Raw genomic sequence first — 17482 nt, forward strand, 5'->3', positions numbered from 1 at the left:
GGGCGCCTTCGACCTGCGCAGACCGATCCTCGTCCCCGGCCGTGCGTCCAGAGCGGCGACCGGTTCGGTCGACCCCGACCGAGTCGAAGCCTGCATCTTGACCGGGATCGCGCCCACGATAACGCTCGCAGAAGTAGAATTTTGCAAGGCCCTTGAACCCGCCCCCCGAACATCGACACGATGGCCGTTCGGGACGCCGGCGTCCGCCGGCGCGCCGGGGTGGACGAAGTTTTGCTTGCGGGCTGGCCCATGGATCTCAACGGCGTCACATCCGTCATCACCCCGGGACCGGCCGACGCGCTGCCCGACTGGCAGGCCGGCGATGCGTGGCTGGCGGGTGGAACCTGGCTGTTCTCGCAGCCGCAACCGCAGCTCGGCCGGCTGATCGACCTCGCCGGCCTGGGCTGGCCGACGCACGCGGTCTCGGACAGCGGCCTGACCCTGTCGGCGACGGGCACCATCGCGGAGCTCGACCGGCTGGACCTGCCGCCGGCCTGGGTCGCCTCGCCCCTCGTCGGGCAGTGCTGCCGGGCGCTGCTCGGCTCGTTCAAGATCTGGAACACGGCGACCGTCGGCGGCAACCTCTGCATGGCCCTGCCGGCCGGGCCGATGATCGCCCTGACGGCCGCCCTCGATGGCGTCTGCACCATCCGTATGCGGGGCGGGGGCGAGCGGCACCTCGCCGTCCCCGACTTCGTCCTCGGCCCCGAGCGGACGGCGCTGCAACCGGGCGAACTCCTGCGCAGCGTCGCCCTGCCGGTGGCAGCCCTGTGCCGGCGGACCGCGTTCCGACGCATCTCCCTGAGCCCGAACGGCCGCTCCGGCGCGCTGCTGATCGGGACGCGGGACGGCGCGGGGGCGTTCGTCCTGACCGTGACGGCGGCGACGCGCCGCCCGGTGCGGATCGCGTTCGACGCCGTGCCCGATGCGCAGGCCCTGCGGGAGCGGATCCTGGCGGCGATCCGCGACCCGGACTGGTACGACGACGTCCACGGCACGCCGGATTGGCGGCGTCACGTCTCCCTCTTCCTCGCAGAAGACATCCGGCAGGAGTTGACCCGATGATCCTGACCGTCAATGGGCAGGCACAGGACGCCGCGCCGCGGCCCGGCCAGTGCCTGCGGACCCTTCTGCGGGAGCTCGGCTGGTTCGGGGTCAAGAAGGGCTGCGATGCGGGCGATTGCGGCGCCTGCACCGTGCATCTCGACGGCGAGCCGGTGCATTCCTGCCTCCTGCCCGCCTTCAGGGCCGAGGGACGCACCGTCACCACCATCGAGGGCCTCGGCGGCCCCTGCGCCCCCGGCGGCGGACCGGCCGAGCACCTCCACCCGATGCAGGACGCCTTCCTCGAGGCGCAGGGCTTCCAATGCGGCTTCTGCACGCCCGGGATGATCATGACGGCGGCGGCCCTGGACCAGGGCCAGCGGCAGGATCTCGACACGGCCCTGAAGGGCAACCTCTGCCGCTGCACCGGCTACCGCGCCATCCGCGACGCGGTGGCGGGCACCCGCCATGCCGAGGCGCCCCAGACCTGCGCGGACCCCGTCGGACGCAACCTTCCCGCACCGGCGAGCCGCGGCGTCGTCTCGGGGACGGCCGCCTACACCCTCGACGTCGCGGTACCGGGGGTGCTGCACCTGAAGATCCTGCGCTCGCCCCACGCCCATGCGCGCATCCTGCGGATCGACCGGCACGCGGCGCTGGCCGTTCCGGGCGTGGCGGCGGTGTTCACCCACGCAGACGTGCCGCAGCGCCGGTTCTCGACGGGCCGGCACGAAAACCCGGCCGACGATGCGCCCGATACTCTGATCCTCGATCCCGTCCTGCGCTTCGTCGGCCAGCGGGTGGCCGCCGTGGTGGCCGAGACCGAGGCCGCCGCGGAGGCCGGCGTCCAGGCCCTCGTCGTCACCTACGAGACGCGGCCGGCCCTCCTCGATCCGGACGCGGCGCTCCGCCCGGACGCCCCCCTGGTGCACGATCCCGAGGACAGAGCCCCGAACGACCGCGATCCGCCGCCCCCGGGGGCGGACGCACCGCCGCTCCTGCCCCATCCGAACCTCGCGGCCGAGGCCCACGGTGCCATCGGCGACGTCGAGTCGGGGTTCGCGCAAGCCGACCTGATCCACGAGGCGGAGTACGTCTCCCAGCGCGTGCAGCACGCGCATCTGGAGACCCACGGTGCCGTGGGCTGGATCGACGCGGATGGCCGGCTCGTGCTGCGCTCCTCGACGCAGGTGCCGTTCCTGACCCGGGATGCCCTCTGCGCCCTGTTCGACCTCGACCGGGCCGCGGTCCGCGTCCTGTGCGGCCGGGTCGGCGGAGGCTTCGGCGGCAAGCAGGAGATGCTGACCGAGGACCTCGTCGCCCTGGCGATCCTCAGGACCGGACGGCCGGTGCAGTGGGAGCTGACCCGCGAGGAGCAGTTCACCGCCGCCACCACGCGCCATCCCATGCGGGTGCGGGTGCGGATGGGCGCCCGGGCCGACGGCACCCTGACGGCGATCCAGCTGACGGTGCTGTCCGACACCGGCGCCTATGCCAACCATGCCGGCGGCGTGCTGCATCACGGCTGCAACGAGAGCATCGCCGCCTACAACTGCCCGAACAAGCGGGTGGACGGCTACAGCGTCTACACGAACACCCTGCCGGCGGGCGCGTTTCGCGGCTACGGCCTCAGCCAGACGATCTTCGCCGTGGAATCGGCCGTGGACGAATTGGCGCGCGGGCTCGGCCTCGATCCCTTCGCCATGCGCCGCCGCAACGCCGTGCGGCCGGGCGACCCGATGGTTTCCACCAGCCTCGAGCCCCACGACGTCGCGTACGGCTCCTACGGCCTCGACCAGTGCCTCGACCTCGCTCGGGCCGCCCTCGCCGAAGCCGCCCTCGCGGAGGATCCGGGCGCCCGCCCGCCGGGGTCGGACTGGTGCGTCGGCGAGGGCATGGCCATGGCGATGATCGATACGATTCCGCCGCGCGGCCACTTCGCCCACGCGCGGATCCGCCTCGACGGGGACGGCTACGCCCTGGCGGTGGGCACGGCCGAATTCGGCAACGGCACCAGCACGGTCCACGCCCAGATCGCCGCGCAGGCCCTCGCCACCACGCCCGACCGCATCCGCCTGATCCAGGCCGACACCGACGCCGTCCTCCACGACACGGGCGCCTACGGAAGCACCGGGATCGTGGTGGCGGGTCAGGCGAATCTTCGCGCGGCGACGGCCCTGGCCGACGCCCTCGTGCAGGCGGCCGCCGCCCGGATGGGCGTCGCCCCGGAGCACTGCCGCCTGGCGGGCGAATGCGTGGAGACGCCCGCCGGCCCGGTTCCGCTCACCGCCCTCGCGCCCCTGGAGGCGCGGGCCGAGACCGACGGCAGTCCGCGCTCGGTGGCCTTCAACGTCCAGGCGTTCCGCGTCGCCGTGCACCCGATGAGCGGCGAGGTGCGGATTCTCGCGAGCATCCAGGCCGTGGATGCCGGCGTGGTGATCAACCCGATGCAGTGCCGCGGCCAGGTCGAGGGCGGGGTGGCGCAGGCGCTGGGCGCGGCGCTCTACGAGGATTACCGCCTCGACCACGAAGGCGGCGTCCTCACGCGGACGTTCCGCAACTACCACATCCCGGCCTGCGCCGACGTACCCGACACCCGGGTGCTGTTCGCCGAGACCCACGACCGCATCGGGCCGCTCGGCGCCAAGTCCATGAGCGAATCGCCCTACAACCCCGTCGCCCCGGCGCTGGCCAACGCGATCCGCGACGCGACGGGCGCGCGCCTCACCGCGACGCCGTTCGCGCCGGACCGGATCTTTCGTCAGGTGATGGCGGCGGTCGCGGAGCGGGAGCGCGCCGCGCCGTGATGCCGGTCAGGCCGTCCTTTCAGAAAAGATCGCCTTCTTGACGATGGCGTGGACACCCCAATTGCCGTCCACCACCTGGGTGATCCCGAAATCGACGGCGATGGACATGAGCGAGATGGCCTCGTCCTCGGTCAGCCCCTTCGCGTGCATGAGGAAGGAGCGCATCTTGCGGAAGGCGTCGCGCATGGCGAGGTCGAGGGAGGATTTCTGGAAGATCGCACTCTGCGCTTCCGGACCGAGGTCGCGCAGGTAGTTCGGATAGCTGAAGCCCGATAGCACCCACTCGTCGCGCGTCTCGATCATCGGGAAATCGAGGGCTTCGAGGGGCGTGCCGGCGAGAGCGGCCTTCTTGTGCAGGATGAATTGGAAGGTGCCCGTGAGCGAGCACTCGATCGCCGTGCCGCAGAGCTCGGAATCGCCCTGGCTGGCATGGGGATCGCCCACCGAGAACAGGGCGCCGGGCACGGCCACGGGATAATACATGGTCGCACCCTTGCCGATGCGCCAATTGTCGATGTTGCCGCCAGTGTAGCTCGGCGGGATCGAGTTCACCATGTCGGCCTCGGCCGGCGCGAGGCCCATGGTGCCGAAATGCGGACGGATCGGCACCCGGATTCCCTTGAGCACGTCGTAGGTGCGCTTGGTTTTGGTGTGATCGACGGGAAGGCCCGGGTAATCGATGATCGAGTGCAGCACCCCGTCGGGGTCGGTGACGCCGGGCCAGGGAAAGCTGTAGACCGCCTTGGCCCAGTCCCGCTCGCCGCCGGCATCGACCTCGTAGATGGTGACGATCTCGCGCTTCTTGCCCTCCAGCATGTCGTTGTAGTGGTAGCCCCACCACGCCGCCGCGTTGCTGCCGAAGGTCGAGCCCTTGAACTTCGGGTTGGCGGAGGGGCGCGGCGCCACGTCGAGGATGCGGACTTCGAGGACGTCGCCGGGCTCGGCGCCCCGGATCGCCACGGGCCCGGTGCAGATATGGACGCCGAGGCCGCCGCCCGGACCGAGCTTGGCATCCTCGGGGCCGGCGCCCCGGCGGGCGACGCCCTTCTTGTCCTTGGTCCAGAGGAATACGCTCTCGGCGCCCGGATCCCCCGTGACCATGCGTTCGGCGTCGTCGTTGGCATGGTGGGTCAGCGTCTCGATGGTGACGTAATCGCCCGACGCGATCTCGATACGGGGTTTCAGGGTCTTGCTGAAATAGCCCCAATGCACCGTCTCCGCCGTGGCGGGCAGGTGGTGGGCGGCGTGCGCCGCGCTCGTACGACCAGCCTCGGCCACGGCGGGACTCACCAGGGAGAGCCCGCCGGCCGCCAGGGCGGCCGCGCCCCCGGACGCGACGAAACCGCTCTTCAGGAAGGCTCGCCGTTCGGGTTGCATGTCACGCCGGTAGCGCAGGCGATGCTCCGCGAAGGCGGCGCAGGTCGGGTCGTCGCCAAGGCACATCTCGTCTCTCCGAAGCTGGGGCGTCCGGAGCCGTGTACGCAAGGGCGCGGCCAAGCTCCACCGGCGATCAAGCGGTGCCTCCCGGTTCGGCCGCGGCCCGGTAGGTGCGCCACCCGCCGTACCGGGTGATCTCCGGGGCCTCCGCGACGGCGTGCGCCTCGCAGAGGAAGCCCGGAACCGCTCTTCCGTCGGCCAGGGCGATCCGGCCGATCCCCAGGGGTGCGGGGATCGCGGCGACGAAGCGGCCGAAGGCCTCCGGCGGCAGCGTCCAGATCTCGACCGCGATCCCGGGTCCGTCGAAACCCGGGTCGCGCACGAGGCCGGGCTTGGCGGGCTCGGTGTGCGGCAGGACGTAGAGGCGGTAGTCGGACTTGGTCCGGGTCTTCTCCAACAGGGTCGCGCCGAGGGCGAGCAGCTCGCCGTTGAGGGGGAGGCCGGACAGATGCGCCCCCACCACCGCGAGGGCGACGCCGGCGTGGCCGGGCTCCGGGCGGCGGACGAAGTCCGGCACGGCCCCGGCGCGGTCGCGCCCCAGGCCGCACGCGGCCCCCCGGTGGAGGGCATCGGCCATCGGTCCCAGGGCATCGTCGCTGCCGCCGGGGCCGACCAGGGTGACGCCAAGGGGCAGGCCGTCGCCCCGGAACCCCGCCGGCACCGCGATGGCGGCGAGGCCGAGCAGGTTGGCGAAGTTGGTGTAGAGGCCGAGCCGGCTGTTGAGCGCGACGGGGTCGTCGCGCATGGCGGCCACCGTGTAGATCGTCGGCGTCGTCGGCAGGAGCAGGATGTCGAGGCCGGAAAACAGGGCGTCCGCCTCGCGCTTCAGGGCCTCGAACCGGTAGCGGCCGCGAAAGGCGTCGACGGCGCTGAACGCCCCGGCGGAGGCGACGATGGCGCGCACGCTCGGATCGAAATCGTCGGCGTTCGTGCCGAAGAACGTCTCGACCGCCGCGAGGCGCTCGGCCACCCAGGGGCCGCCGTAGAGGAGGTCGGCGATGGCACGCAGGGGGGCGTAGTCGAACGCGACGGGCGTGCCGCCCAGGGCTTCGAGCCGGGCGACGGCCGCGTCGTAGAGGCGCTCGGCCTCGGTGTCGCCGAAGAATTCGCGATCCGCCCCCGTCAGCACCCCGAAGCGCGGGGCGGACGGCAGGGACACGGGCGTGATGCGCCGGGCGTAGATGTCGCTCCCGTCGAACCCCTCGGCGATCCGTCGGATCTCGATCCCATCCGCGACGCACGGGGCGAACACGGTGATGCAATCGAGGCTGCGACAGGCCGGAACGAGGCCGGTGGTGGAGACGAGACCCGGCGTCGGCTTGATGCCCACGAGATTGTTGAAGGCGGCCGGGACCCGGCCGGAGCCGGCGGTGTCGGTGCCGAGGGAGAAGCAGGCCAGCCCCGCCGCCACCGCCACCGCCGAGCCCGAACTCGACCCCCCGGAGATGTGGTCGGGCGAGAAGACGCTGCGGGGTGCGCCGTAGGGGGATCGGGTGCCGTTGAGGCCCGTGGCGAACTGGTCGAGGTTGGCCTTGCCGATGACGAGGGCGCCGGCCGCCTTCAGCCGCGCGATCACGTGCGCGTCCTGCGCCGGCTCGAACGCGAAGGCCGGGCAGGCCGCGGTGGTGGGCAGGCCGGCGACGTCGATGTTGTCCTTCACCGCGAAGGGCACACCCCAGAGCGGCAGGGAATTCGGCTCGGGGTGGCGCGCCATCAGGGCACGGGCCGCCGCGATCAGGTGTTCGCGGGGGACGGGCGTGATGAAGACGGCCGGGTCGGGACAGGCCGCCATACGGTCGGATACGCGGGCGGCGAGGTCGGCCGGGCTCAGGTCTCCGGCGGCGTAGCGTGCACGCAGGGCCGCGAGGGTCAGGACCGGCGGCAGGCCGTCATCCACGCGCGGATCGTAAGTCGCATTGTTGTGCTCACCACGATGCATCCCTGCCTCCTTTGTATACACGGCGCGACACGTCACCGGACGCCGCCTTGCCCGCGATGCGTTCCCCGCTTCCCCGTGAGCAAGCCCGTTGCCAAGGCGCCTCAGCCGGGCGTGCCCGCGTAGCGCGATGCAGGTCCATGGGCGGACGGGTCGCCGGGCGTATCTCCGGGCGCATCTCCGACCTGCTCGGCGAAGCGCTGGATCAGCCAGCGCCCTGCGGGTCCGGGCGGCCGGTCGGTGCGGTGGATCGCCGTGAAGGGCAGGCGGCGGCGCTTCGCCTCCGGCATCCGCAATTCGACGAGGCGTCCCGCCGCGAGATCCGCCCGCACCATGTGGGCCGGCATGCTCCCCCAGCCGATCCCGGCGAGCAGCAGGGTGTGCTTCGAGCCGAGGTCGGAGAGCCGCCAGGTGCGGGTGGCGATCACGCCGAATTCCTGCCCGTCCGAGAGCGGCGAGCGGTCGGCGATCACGAGTTGGACATGCTCGCGGGCCTGGCCCGGCGGGGCGCCGTCCGCCCGCGCGAGGGGGTGCGACGGGGCCGCGACCGGCAGCATCTCGACGTCTCCGACGGCGATGTGTTCGAGGGGATCGCTCGTCTTGTCCCAGATCTCAACGCCGATGCCGATGACGGCCTTGCCGCTGGCGACGCAGTGCTGGACCGCCCCCAGGGCCTCGACGTTGAGGCGCAGCGCCACCGTCGGAAACCGTGCCTGGAACGCCTTCAGGGCATCGACGAGACGGTCGCCCGGCATCAGCACGCTGACGGCGAGGCTGACCTCGGCCTCCAGCCCGCCGAGCAGGCCGTTCACCTTGGCGCGCAGGGCATCGAGACTGTGAGCGACGGTGCGGGCCTCGGCCAGCACGGCACGCCCCGCCTCGGTGAGTTGCGGCTTGCGGGTCGAGTCCCGATCGAACAGCGGCAGGCCGAGCTGCTGCTCGAGGTTGGCGATCCCGTAGCTGATCACCGAGGTGGCGCGGTTGAGCCGCCGGCCCGCCGCCGCGAAGCTTCCGGCCTCCACGACGCACAGGAACACGCGCAGCTGATCGAGGGTCGGGATTCCGGCCGTCCGCATGTCGTTTCCCCGCCCATCGCCTCACACACGGCACAACGGCGCCGGGCGGGTCTTCGCAAGCAAGGGGAGCGCCGGTTCCAAAGAAGGCGAAGCCGACGCGACGAAGCCGGTCCCCGTAAGGACCGGCTTCGTCGCGTCGGCGTGTTCGTGCGCGGATCAGCGCGCGGTGCGCGACCGGATTGCGGGGTGGGGCGCCCGGAGCGACCCGGTGGTGGCGACGTCCGCCCCCACCACCCAAGCCGGGACCGCTCCGTCGAGGCGGTGCCGGTCGTTCGCAGGCGCCCCCGCGACGCCGCCCGGCGCCGTGACGGCCGGAATGCCGGCGGGGGCCGTGTAGCTCTGGGCGGACGCGGCGCCGGTCAGACCGGCGACGGCCGTGAGGGCGAGGACCGACAGGGTGAGGATACGGGACATGATGGGCTCCATCGGTTCGGTGTGCCGACGCTGGCCGGCTTCTGATGGAGCGAAGATGGACCCGGACCGCCCTCCGAAAAACCCGAAAAGACCCGATGGAAACGTTCGATGAAATCGAAAAGGCCGGGATCCGAAAGGTCGGATCGAGAAGGCCTGAATCTCAGTGATGCCCGGCCATGTGCCGGCCGATGGTGCCGGCCTCGGCCGCGGCCGCCGGGGTCTCGTAGACGAGGCGCCCGTCCGACATCACCAGGATGCGGTCGGACAGTTCCAGGATCTCGTCGAGGTCCTCGCTGATCAGCAGCACCGCCGCCCCGGCATTGCGCGCGGCGACGATCCGGTTGCGGATCTCGGAGACCGCCGCGAAGTCGAGGCCGAAGCACGGATTGACCACGATGAGGAGATCGACGGGATCGGTGAGCTCGCGCGCCAGCACGGCCCGCTGCACGTTGCCGCCCGACAGGGTCGCGATGGGGGCCTCGGCGGAGGCCGTCTTCACCTTGAACCGGGCGATCAGCTCCCTGGCCCGGGCCGCCATGGCACGCTTGTCGAGCCACAGGGTCGGGGGGCCGCCGGCCGCGTCGCCGCGCCGGTCGAAGGCGCGGAAGGCGAGGTTCTCGGACACCGACATGCGGGGCGCGCAGGCGTTGCGCAGGGGCTCCTCCGGGATGAACCGGACCTTTCGCGATCGACTCTCGGAACGGGTGCCGGAATAGGGTGCGCCCGCGACGATCACCCGACCGGCGGTGGCGCGGATCTGCCCGCCGAGCACGTCGGCGAGTTCCTTCTGGCCGTTGCCGGAGACGCCGGCGATGCCCACGATCTCCCGGGCGCGCACCCGCAGGCTGTCGATGGCGATGTGGCGCAGGCCGGACGGGTCGGTGGCGGTGACGCCCTCGACCCGGAGCACCTCGCGGCCCGCGTCCGCGTCGCCGATCCGGGCCGCGAGGGTCCGCACGGTCCGCTCGCCGATCATCAGCGCCGCCATGTCGTCGCGCGAGAGCGTCCCGACGGCACCGCCGCCGACGAGGCGGCCCCGGCGCAGGACGCTCAAGGACCGCGCGAAGGTCTCGACCTCGTGGAACTTGTGGCTGATCATCAGCACGGTGAGGTCGCCGCGGTCGGTCATGGCGCGCAGCAGGCCCAGCACCTCCTCGGCCTCGGCCGGCGTCAGCACCGAGGTCGGCTCGTCGAGGATGAGGAACCGGGCCTCGAGGTAGAGCTGCTTGACGATCTCGAGCTTCTGCTTCTCGCCCGCCGCCAGCTCCGCCACGGGCCGGTCGAGGTTCAGGCGGAACGGCATCCGGTCCATGAAATCCGCCAGCACGGCGCGCTGGGCCTTCCAGTCGAGGATCGCCGGCGCGTCGGCGCGCGCGATGACGAGGTTCTCGGCGCCCGTGAGGGACGGCACCAGGGTGAAGTGCTGGTAGACCATGCCGAGGCCGCGCGCCTGCGCACCCTTCGGATTGGTGATCTCGGCCTCGCGCCCATCGACCAGGACCGTGCCCGCGGTCGGGGCGTAGAAGCCCATCACGCACTTGACGAGGGTCGACTTGCCGGCGCCGTTCTCGCCCAGCAGGGCGTGGAAGCCGCCCCGCTCGATCTTCATGGAGACGTCGTCGAGGGCCGCATGCGCGCCGAAGCGCTTCGTCATGCCGATGGTCTCGATGCCGATGGCGCGGGGCAGGGCGGGGGTGCTGTCCATGGTGCTCAGCCCATGGCCCGGAGAAGCGCCTCGGACGTGGCGACGGCGCCGAAGACGCCGCCCTGCATGGTCACCATCTTCAGGGCCGCCGCGTGGTTGCCGGGATCGGTGGCCGCGGTGGCGTCGGAGACGATGACGCATTCGAAGCCGCGGTCGTTGGCCTCGCGCATCGTGGTGTGGACGCAGACATCCGTGGTGATGCCGGTGAGGATGAGGTTGCGGATCCCGCGCGCGTTGAGGATCAGTTCGAGGTCGGTGGCGCAGAACGAGCCCTTGCCGGGCTTGTCGATCACCGGCTCGCCCGGCTCCGGCGCCAGCTCCGGAATGATCTCCCAGCCGGGCTCGCCCCGCACCAGCACCCGGCCGCAGGGTCCCGGATCGCCGATGCCGGCCCCGATGCGGCGCGAGCGCCAGCGCTTGTTGGCGGGCAGATCCGCCAGATCCGGCCGGTGCCCCTCGCGGGTGTGGATGACGGGAAAGCCCCGTTCGCGCGCGGCGGCGAGGAGCCGGGCGATCGGACCGATCGGCGCGCGGGTGAGGGCGAGGTCGTAGCCCATGGCGTCGACGTAGCCGCCGACGCCGCAGAAATCCGTCTGCATATCGATGACGACGAGGGCCGTGGTCTCGGGGCGAAGGCTGCCGTCGTAGGGCCAGGGGTACGGCTCGGCGGCCGCATAGGTGCCCCCGGCCGAAGTTTGTGCGCCCACGGAGGAGGCCTCCACGCCCATGGGAGAGCCCACGCTCATTCGGCCGCCTCGCGGGCGCCCGGCGCCAGCGCCTCGCCGTAGGACCGCGTCGGCGCGGGAAAGCCGCAGCCCGTGCCGTCGACGACCTGGACCTGATCCTCCCACGGCACGCGGTACCGGCCGGCGGCCAGATCGTGCATGTAGGTGTAGGGGCAATCCTGCGCGCCCCCCTTCACCGCCGTGTAGCCGCGGTGGCCGAGCTGGTAGATGTTGTTCTCGACCCCCCAGTGGATGCGCGCCTCGCGCACGAGGTCGGGCCGCACCTCGGCCGTGATGATCTCGTCGACGCGGCCCGTGGTGCCGTGGGCGATGATCGCGCCGTCGAAGTTGCAGATCATGCCCTCGCCCATGGAATCGAAGGCGCCGTCGGAGCCGCACAGGCAGACGTTGGCGGTGACCATGAGGTTCGAGAACGCGTTCGCCTGATTGGTGAAACGCCACGACTCGCGGATCGGCGCGGTGTAGCCGGCCGTGCGGATCATGATCTCGGCGCCCTTGTAGGCGCATTCGCGGGCCATCTCGGGGAACATGCCGTCGTGGCAGATGATGAGGCCGAGTTTCGCGCCCTTCGGCCCGTCGATCACCGGGATGCCGAGGTCACCCGGCTCCCACGGCTCCACCGGCACCCAGGGGTGCATCTTGCGATAGGTGAGCTTCACCGCGCCCCCGTCGTCGATGATCAGGCCGGTGTTGTAGGGATTTCCGTGCGGGTTGAACTCCATGATGGAGAAGCAGCCCCAGATCCGGTGCTCGCGGCAGGCCGCCTGGAACGCCGCGACCTCGGGGCCATCCACCCGGCACATGATCTCCGGGTTGGTGTCCATCGACAGGCCGTGCAGGGCGTATTCGGGGAACACCACGAGATCCATGGTTCCGAGGTTCGCGCGCGCCTTGGCCACCATGGCGACGACGCGGTCCGTCTGGGCCGTCAGATCGGCCTTCGTGACCACCTTGGGCAATTGCAGCTGCACGAGGCCGATGACGACGCCGTCGGGCGACTTGTTCAGTCCGCCGAGTCCGTTCATGCGAGAGCCTACTTCGAGAGGGACAGTTCGCCCGGTGCGCCGGCCAGCGCCCGGTCGGGCGACGCGGTGGCGATCAGCAGGGCGAGGGTGAGGACGTAGGGCGCGGCGTAGAACAGGTAGTAGCCTTGGCTGACGCCGACCGATTGCAGGGCCGGCCCCAGGGCCCCGGCGCCGCCAAACAGCAAAGCCGCGCCGAAGCACGCCAGCGGGTTCCAGCGGGCGAAGATGACGAGGGCCACCGCCATCAGGCCCTGGCCCGACGACACGCCCTCGTTCCACGAACCCGGATAGTACAGCGACAGGTAGGCGCCCCCGATCCCCGCCAGGGCACCGCCGGTGGCCGTCGCGTACAGGCGGACGCGGTCGACGTCGTAGCCCATGGCCCGTGCGGCGTCGGCACTGTCACCGACAACGCGCACGATCAGGCCGGCCTTGGTGTTGCGGAACGCCCACCACAGGAACACCGACAGGGCCGCGCCCGCGAGGAACAGCACGTTCACCTGCAGGGCCGCCTGCACCTGGGGCAGGCTCGACCAGAACCCGATGGGAATGGCCGGGAGCGGCGGGGCCGAGGGTTGGATGAAGGGCTTGCCGAGGAAGAAGGCGAGACCTGAGCCGAACAGCATCAGGGCGATGCCCACCGCCACGTCGTTGACTCGGGGCAGGCGGCAGACGAACCCGTGCAGGAGGCCGAACGCGGCGCCCGCCAGGGCGGCGACCGCCACGCCTGCCCAGGGCGAATTGGTCAACACGGCGGTGCCGTAGGCGGACATGGCCCCGAAGACCAGGGTTCCCTCCAGCCCGAGATTGATCCGCCCCGAGCGCTCGGTGATGGTCTCACCGAGGCTGACGAACAGGAACGGCGTCGAGACGCGGATCGCCCCGCCGATCACCGCGATCAGGACGGACCAGAGACCGAGATCCTCGCTCATCGCCCACCCCTCATGCCGGCCCCGCGGGGGTCGATCCCCGTGCCGTCTCGCGCTCGGTTGCCCGGGATTTGGCCGCCCAGAGATGCGGGTTGAACAGCTTGAACCGGCCGTAGAGCGTTTCGCTCATGAGCACGACGAGGAAGAGCAGGCCCTCCAGCACCAGGACGGTGGCGTCGGGGAGCTGCATTCGCCGCTGGATCAGGCCGCCCGAGGCCTCGATGCCGCCGAGCAGGAAGGCCACCGGCACGATGGCGATGGGGTTCTGCCGGGCGAGGAACGCCACGAGGATGCCGGTGTAGCCGTAGCCGGCTGCGAGCGTGCCGTTGGCGGTGCCCTGCACGGCGACCACCTCGAAGAAGCCGGCGAGCGCCGCGAAGGCGCCGCCCAGGGCCGTGAAGCCGACGATGAGCCGGCCGACGGGCAGTCCCTGGATCTGCGCCGCCCGCACGTTGCCTCCGGCGATGCGGGCCGCGAAGCCGAGGGTCGTCCGGTCCATGAGCAGGTAGGCGGCCAGGCACGCGATCACGCCGCAGCCCAGCCCCCAATGCACGCCGATCCCCGGCATCGGACCGAGCATGAAGGCCTCGCCCACCGGCAGGGTCGAAGGCTTGTTCAGGCTCGTCGGATCGCGCAGCGGACCCTCTATGAGATGGTTGGCGACCGCGATGGCGATGTAGGACAGGAGCAGGCTGGAGATGGTGGCGTTGACGCCGCGATAGGCCTGGAGCCAGCCCACCGCACCGATCCAGACCGCTCCGACGAAGGCCGCCGCCAGCGCCATCAGGGGGATCGCGAGCGGCACCGGCAAGGCGGCGAGGGGCTGGGCGGCGGCCGCCGCGGCGAGGCCGCCGAGCACGATGGCGCCCTCGCCGCCGATCACCACGAGACCGAGCCGGGCGGGGAGGGCGACGCACAGGGCGGCGAACAGCAGGGGCGCAGCGCGCTGCAGGCTGTTGCCGAGCGCGAAGGCCGAGCCGAAGCCGCCGCGCCAGACGATCTCGACGAGTTGGACCGGCGACTTGCCCATGGCGGCGAGGAAGACACCGAACAGCACGAAGCCCGTCACGGCGGCGGCCACGGGAATCGCCACCGCCTCCGCGCGGCGCGCCAGCCAGGCGCGGACCTGGAGGCCGGTCGAGGGGCGCGCCGGGGCGGCGCTCAGCTCCGAAGGGGCGGCCTGCGCGACCACGCGTCAGGGTCTCCCGTGTGCGATCGGGGACGTCACCCGAGACCCGATCGGCCCGGCGCTCATACCGAGCCCTTCACGCCGGCGACGAGGTAGTTGGTGCTCTCGAGTTCGGGCGCCTTCTCCGGGTAGGCTTGGCCGGCGGCCAGGATTTCCTTCCCGGTGTTGTCCTTGAGCGGCCCCTTGATGATGGCGTAGCCGCCCGTCATCATCTCGGCCTTGACCGCGTCGGCATTCTTGCGAGCCGCCTCGCTCACGCCGGGGCCGTAGGGGCTCATCTTGACGTAGCCGTCCGCGAGCCCGCCGCGCACGAAGTTCTGCGGCACGCGGCCGGCCTGCATCGCGGCGATGAAGTCCTTGTAGATCGGCAGCCAGTTCCACTCCGCGCCGATGAGATACTTCTGCGGGGCGAGCGGCGACTGGTCGACGTGGTAGCCGCAGACGAAGGCCCCGCGCCGGGAGGCGGTCTCGACCACCACCTTCGGGCTGTCGACGTGGCAGGTGACGACGTCGGCGCCGCCGTCGATGAGCGCGTTTGCGGCCTCGGCCTCCTTGACCGCGAGCGACCACTCGCCGGTGAAGATGACCTGACAGGTGATGGACGGATCGACGCTCTGGGCCCCGAGCAGGAAGGCGTTGATGTTGTTCAGCACCTGCGGGATCGGCTTGGCGCCGACGAAGCCGAGCTTCTTCGACTTCGACGCATGCGCCGCCACGATCCCGTTGAGGTACTGGCCCTGGGCGATGTAGCCGAAGTACGAGCCTGCGTTCTTCGGATCCTTGTCCGTCCAGAGGCCGCCGCAATGCCGGAACTGGATCTTGGGGTTCTTCTTCGCCTGGGCGAGAAGATACGGACTGTAATAACCGAACGAGGTGGGGAACAGCAGCGTCGCCCCGTCGAGGTTGATCATGCTCTCCATGGTCTTCTCGACGGCGTTGGTCTCGGGGACACGCTCCTCCTCGGTGATTTCGAGGCCCGGCATACCCTTGAGCGCCTTCGCGGCCTGGGCGTGGGCTTGGTTGTACCCGTAATCGTCCTTGGGCCCGACGTAGATGAATCCGACGGTCAAGGCACCGGCGGCCCGCGCACGACCGGAGGGCAGGAGCCCGAGCGACAGGGCGCCGGCTCCGGCGAGAAGATGTCTGCGAGAGAAAGGGCGTGCGGTCACGGCATCCGTTCCATTCGACTCGCATGGTTGCGATGGAACGAAACCTAAGCCGTACCCCAATGGAGAGAAAGCCAAGACTTTCGGCAGTGCGATGATGGCCTTTGCTCTACGCGCATCAGCAATTGGACAGACCAGGCGCTCAAAATGACGGCCGTGTATGCACGGTTTTTGGCCACGCAAGGGACCCGCTTCCAGTTCCGTCGAAGGGCGTCCGGAAATGGAAGGGCCGGCAGGCCTATGGAAGCCGCCGGCCCAAACCGAGACGAGGATCGATGTCTCTCACACGCGGACTTCCACGCCGTCGCGCACGTCACGCAGACCGGTTGCGGGATCGGCTGCCTTCAGCGCCCGCGCTGCGGCAGGGCGCCCCTCACCGAACCGGTGACGTCCGCATCCGCAGCACCGGCCCGTCCGGGCACCGGGTGGGACAAGCGGCCCGTGTAGGCGTGGAAGTTCCGGTCGGCGGCCCGTCCCTCGAGGCCGCCCGGTGCGGTCGCGGCGGGAATCCCGGCCGGGGCAGTGTAGCTCTGCGCGAGAGCGGCGCTGGAAAGGGCAAGACCAAGGGCGGCGCCCACGAGGATACGTACGGTCATGGTTGGGTTCCCGAGTGCGGAGCCGCGGTCCGATAGAAGGCGGAACGGCTCGCTGAGTTCCCAGAATTTGTGCAGCAACGCATCGAAAAGCAACATTCCGTGCGCAAGGCGTGTGCATCATGTTGATGCACACCCCTTGATTCGATGTCCATCCGGTAAAAATTCGCGAGAATAAACCGAGTTCAGGCAGTTACTTGGACGCCAGTGCCGCCTTTTGTGCCAGGTCCTGCCGCCGCTGGCACGCATCTTTCGGCGGACCGCATCTCCGAGAAGCATCAGGCGACGGGAACGCTCGGCGTTCCAGGGAATGCCCACCCGGAGGGCACCCAAGGGATCGCACCGCGCGCAGGGGCACGGCGCGGGCGGGACCCGGAGCTTACGCCGGGAACACGGTCGGCCCTTCCTCAAGTACGTTGGAATCGACCCGAACGGCTTCGCTCACGGACGGATCGCGGCTCAGCCCCGCCCGATCGTCGCCTCGATCTGCCCATGGGGCTCGTCGGTCGGCAGGAACACGGTTCCGGGATTCTCCAGGCCGAACGGCGTCAGGTTGATGGGAATGTAGTGCTTGTTCGGCATGGAAAAGCCGATCTCGGCGATCTCCGGGATGGCCGCGAGGACCGCCTCTCCCATGCGGTACATGCTGTCCTGAACGCTGGCGCTGTAGGTGGTGCCGAACACGTCGATCAGGATATCGAGCACCCGCGCGTTGGTGGCCGTGGTGTCGGCGGGGGCGGCCGCCCAGGACCAGGTGGCGTCCATGGCGGTGGCGGCGATGCGGTCCGTCGCGTCCGGCAGGGTGCGGTACCCGTCGTCGACGAAGTCCGCCCAGCCCGATTGCGTGGTCTTCATGAATGTGAAGCCCCGCAGCCCTGAGCGGAGCACGCTCCCTTCGCGGCGGGCCGTCAGGGCGACGTAGCCCGTCCCGTTGCCGTCGAGGGTGAAGACGTGCCCATGCGGCGCGCCCCCGATGGAACGCCGCAGCCAGCGTGTTTCCGAACCCTCGATCCGCATCTCCTCGATCTGCGGGTACGCCTCGAGGAACGTGGCGGCGACGGCCTGGACGAAGGCCTCCGCGTCGAGGGCGAGGTTCCGGGCCGCGACCACGTTGACGATGTTCTTCACGCTGTCGGTGGCGACGCAGGCGCGGTTGTCGGCCCCGGTCCAGGCGGCGTCGAAGGCTCCCTTCATCAGCACCGTGAGGGACAGTTCACGCGGGGTGTGATGATCCCCGTCGCGAACGAGCCGCATCACCCGCACGCGGCCCTTGCCGTATTGGGAGGCGGTCAGGGGCATGGTCTTCTCTCCACGTGCGATCGGGAATCGAGGGGACGGGACGACGGTTCCGGCGTGCCCGCGGGGCGCGCCGGTGTCCTGTTCGCGCGCAACGGCGCAGCCGAGGGTTCGTCGGG

General features: G+C 70.8%; 14 protein-coding genes. 2 read left to right on the plus strand and 12 right to left on the minus strand.

Going from position 1 to position 17482, the window contains the following annotated elements; genetic code table 11:
* Positions 1 to 249 precede the first annotated feature (249 nt).
* Both ASF25_RS04755 and ASF25_RS04760 read left to right on the plus strand, forming a co-directional pair.
* Complete coding sequence (locus ASF25_RS04755) at positions 250 to 1065, plus strand: FAD binding domain-containing protein (RefSeq protein WP_056263078.1); 816 nt, start codon at positions 250 to 252, stop codon at positions 1063 to 1065.
* Positions 1062 to 3851: a molybdopterin cofactor-binding domain-containing protein gene (locus ASF25_RS04760; RefSeq protein ID WP_056303607.1), complete on the plus strand. Its 2790-nt coding sequence runs from the start codon at positions 1062 to 1064 to the stop codon at positions 3849 to 3851. The genes ASF25_RS04755 and ASF25_RS04760 overlap by 4 nt, the downstream gene beginning before the upstream one ends.
* A 6-nt stretch (positions 3852 to 3857) precedes the next feature.
* Here ASF25_RS04760 and ASF25_RS04765 read toward each other — a convergent pair whose 3' ends face one another.
* From ASF25_RS04765 to pucL, 12 genes are all read right to left on the minus strand, one after another.
* Entirely contained in the window at positions 3858 to 5294 is a 1437-nt protein-coding gene (locus ASF25_RS04765; protein WP_056303609.1) for an acetamidase/formamidase family protein, read from the minus strand.
* A 67-nt stretch (positions 5295 to 5361) separates the two neighbouring features.
* Entirely contained in the window at positions 5362 to 7227 is a 1866-nt protein-coding gene (atzF, locus tag ASF25_RS04770; protein ID WP_056303612.1) for an allophanate hydrolase, read from the minus strand.
* 101 nt (positions 7228 to 7328) lie between these two features.
* The gene (locus ASF25_RS04775) at positions 7329 to 8300 is read right to left on the minus strand and encodes a LysR family transcriptional regulator (RefSeq protein WP_082483570.1); all 972 of its coding nucleotides are present in this window, start codon (positions 8298 to 8300) and stop codon (positions 7329 to 7331) included.
* Positions 8301 to 8456: 156 nt separating this feature from the next.
* Positions 8457 to 8714: a hypothetical protein gene (locus ASF25_RS04780; protein ID WP_056303701.1), complete on the minus strand. Its 258-nt coding sequence runs from the start codon at positions 8712 to 8714 to the stop codon at positions 8457 to 8459.
* A gap of 160 nt (positions 8715 to 8874) precedes the next feature.
* Positions 8875 to 10428 (minus strand): ABC transporter ATP-binding protein, encoded by a 1554-nt coding sequence (locus ASF25_RS04785; protein ID WP_200927274.1) that lies wholly within the window; start codon positions 10426 to 10428, stop codon positions 8875 to 8877.
* A complete protein-coding gene (locus ASF25_RS04790) occupies positions 10425 to 11147 on the minus strand; it encodes an isochorismatase family cysteine hydrolase (RefSeq protein WP_056167850.1) in 723 nt (240 codons plus the stop codon). The genes ASF25_RS04785 and ASF25_RS04790 overlap by 4 nt, the downstream gene beginning before the upstream one ends.
* 14 nt (positions 11148 to 11161) lie before the next feature.
* Positions 11162 to 12190 carry a formamidase gene (locus ASF25_RS04795; RefSeq protein ID WP_056303615.1) on the minus strand — a complete coding sequence of 343 codons (1029 nt, stop codon included), beginning with the start codon at positions 12188 to 12190 and terminating at the stop codon, positions 11162 to 11164.
* 8 nt (positions 12191 to 12198) lie between these two features.
* The gene (locus ASF25_RS04800; RefSeq protein WP_056303616.1) at positions 12199 to 13122 is read right to left on the minus strand and encodes an ABC transporter permease; all 924 of its coding nucleotides are present in this window, start codon (positions 13120 to 13122) and stop codon (positions 12199 to 12201) included.
* Between the two features lie 10 nt (positions 13123 to 13132).
* Positions 13133 to 14284 (minus strand): ABC transporter permease, encoded by a 1152-nt coding sequence (locus tag ASF25_RS04805; protein ID WP_200927275.1) that lies wholly within the window; start codon positions 14282 to 14284, stop codon positions 13133 to 13135.
* Between the two features lie 86 nt (positions 14285 to 14370).
* Complete coding sequence (locus tag ASF25_RS04810; RefSeq protein ID WP_056303620.1) at positions 14371 to 15477, minus strand: BMP family ABC transporter substrate-binding protein; 1107 nt, start codon at positions 15475 to 15477, stop codon at positions 14371 to 14373.
* Positions 15478 to 15818: 341 nt separating this feature from the next.
* Positions 15819 to 16070, minus strand: coding sequence for a hypothetical protein (locus tag ASF25_RS04815; protein WP_082502499.1), 252 nt, complete (start codon positions 16068 to 16070; stop codon positions 15819 to 15821).
* Positions 16071 to 16526: 456 nt separating this feature from the next.
* The gene (gene pucL / locus ASF25_RS04820) at positions 16527 to 17366 is read right to left on the minus strand and encodes a factor-independent urate hydroxylase (protein WP_056303625.1); all 840 of its coding nucleotides are present in this window, start codon (positions 17364 to 17366) and stop codon (positions 16527 to 16529) included.
* Positions 17367 to 17482: the final 116 nt, after the last annotated feature.

Source organism: Methylobacterium sp. Leaf100 (assembly GCF_001422845.1).
In the GTDB taxonomy this organism is placed as follows: domain Bacteria; phylum Pseudomonadota; class Alphaproteobacteria; order Rhizobiales; family Beijerinckiaceae; genus Methylobacterium.

Coding starts and splice junctions, on each gene's coding strand:
- ASF25_RS04755 (WP_056263078.1), top strand. CDS start 250: ATGGATCTCAACGGCGTCACATCCGTCATCACCCCGGGACCGGCCGAC.
- ASF25_RS04760 (WP_056303607.1), top strand. CDS start 1,062: ATGATCCTGACCGTCAATGGGCAGGCACAGGACGCCGCGCCGCGGCCC.
- ASF25_RS04765 (WP_056303609.1), bottom strand. CDS start 5,294: ATGTGCCTTGGCGACGACCCGACCTGCGCCGCCTTCGCGGAGCATCGC.
- atzF (WP_056303612.1), bottom strand. CDS start 7,227: ATGCATCGTGGTGAGCACAACAATGCGACTTACGATCCGCGCGTGGAT.
- ASF25_RS04775 (WP_082483570.1), bottom strand. CDS start 8,300: ATGCGGACGGCCGGAATCCCGACCCTCGATCAGCTGCGCGTGTTCCTG.
- ASF25_RS04780 (WP_056303701.1), bottom strand. CDS start 8,714: ATGTCCCGTATCCTCACCCTGTCGGTCCTCGCCCTCACGGCCGTCGCC.
- ASF25_RS04790 (WP_056167850.1), bottom strand. CDS start 11,147: ATGGGCGTGGAGGCCTCCTCCGTGGGCGCACAAACTTCGGCCGGGGGC.
- ASF25_RS04795 (WP_056303615.1), bottom strand. CDS start 12,190: ATGAACGGACTCGGCGGACTGAACAAGTCGCCCGACGGCGTCGTCATC.
- ASF25_RS04800 (WP_056303616.1), bottom strand. CDS start 13,122: ATGAGCGAGGATCTCGGTCTCTGGTCCGTCCTGATCGCGGTGATCGGC.
- ASF25_RS04815 (WP_082502499.1), bottom strand. CDS start 16,070: ATGACCGTACGTATCCTCGTGGGCGCCGCCCTTGGTCTTGCCCTTTCC.
- pucL (WP_056303625.1), bottom strand. CDS start 17,366: ATGCCCCTGACCGCCTCCCAATACGGCAAGGGCCGCGTGCGGGTGATG.